This window comes from Methylobacterium sp. WL18 (genome assembly GCF_008040015.1).
In the GTDB taxonomy this organism is placed as follows: domain Bacteria; phylum Pseudomonadota; class Alphaproteobacteria; order Rhizobiales; family Beijerinckiaceae; genus Methylobacterium; species Methylobacterium mesophilicum.
In genome coordinates this window covers 1-1,106 of record NZ_VRVD01001012.1, presented here as the reverse complement: position 1 = coordinate 1,106, position 1,106 = coordinate 1, and the positions used below count along the sequence as shown (strand labels likewise).

Below are 1,106 nucleotides of genomic sequence, written 5' to 3'. Positions count from 1 at the left end.
TCGGCAGCGTAATCGCGCTGATCTCGCAGATCGCCGGGCAGACCAACCTGCTGGCGCTCAACGCCACCATCGAGGCGGCCCGGGCCGGCGATGCCGGCCGTGGCTTCGCGGTGGCCGCGATCGAGGAGCAGGGGGCGGCCACCCAAGAAATCGCCCGCAACGTGCAGCAGGCCGCCTCCGGCACCGAGCAGGTCACCGGGAACATCGTCGACGTCAAGCGCGCCGCCGGCGAGACCGGCTCCGCGGCGACCCAGGTGCTGGGCGCCGCACGCGGCCTCTCCCAGAACTCGAACGCCCTCAACCGCGCGGTCGCGACGTTCCTGGCGGATGTGAAGGCGGCCTAAAAAGAGGTTTAAGCGAAAGCCCGCTCAGGCCCATTCCCGAGCAGCGAGCTTCTGCTCGTAGGCGTCGATCGCGCCGGCGCGCTGCAGGGTCAGGCCGATCTCGTCGAGGCCGTTGAGCAGGCTGTGCTTGAGGCCGCCGTCGATGTCGAAATGCAGGGTGCCGCCGTCCGGCCCCTTGATGGTCTGGGCGTCGAGATCGACCGACAGGGTCGCGTTCGAGCCGCGCTCGGCGTCCTCGAACAGCTTCTCCAGGTCGTCCGGAGAGACCGTGATCGCCAGGATGCCGTTCTTCGCGCAGTTGTTGAAGAAGATGTCGGCAAAGCTCGTGGAGATCACGCAGCGGATGCCGAAATCACTGAGCGCCCAGGGCGCGTGCTCCCGGGACGAGCCGCAGCCGAAATTGTCGCCGCACACCAGGATCTTGGCGTTCCGGTAGGCAGGCTTGTTGAGTACGAAATCCGGGTTCTCCGAGCCGTCGTCCTTGTAGCGCATCTCGGCGAACAGGCCCTTGCCCAGGCCGGTGCGCTTGATGGTCTTCAGGTATTGCTTCGGGATGATCCGGTCGGTGTCGACGTTGATGATCCGCATGGGCGCCGCGACGCCCTCCAGCGTGGTGAATTTTTCCATCGTCTGCAGGCTCTTGGTGAAGGCACGGTCTGGCGCCGGTTTAGCAGCCTCGGCGGCGGGCCGGAAGCGTCAGGCCAGATCCCCGGCCTCGGCGCCCCGCAGGGCGCCGTCGTGGAGCGCCGAGGCCACCAGCGC

The 1,106-nt window shown here is 67.5% G+C and carries 2 protein-coding genes; one reads left to right on the top strand and one right to left on the bottom strand.

Features of this window, described 5'->3' with window-relative positions; all coding sequences use genetic code 11:
* On the top strand, positions 1–344 hold a 344-nt coding region (locus FV228_RS30525), incomplete at its 5' end, for a methyl-accepting chemotaxis protein (RefSeq protein ID WP_246694092.1).
* Positions 345–368: 24 nt separating this feature from the next.
* Here the strand turns inward: FV228_RS30525 and leuD are convergent.
* Entirely contained in the window at positions 369–971 is a 603-nt protein-coding gene (gene leuD, locus FV228_RS30520; RefSeq protein ID WP_147857829.1) for a 3-isopropylmalate dehydratase small subunit, read from the bottom strand.
* Positions 972–1,106: the final 135 nt, after the last annotated feature.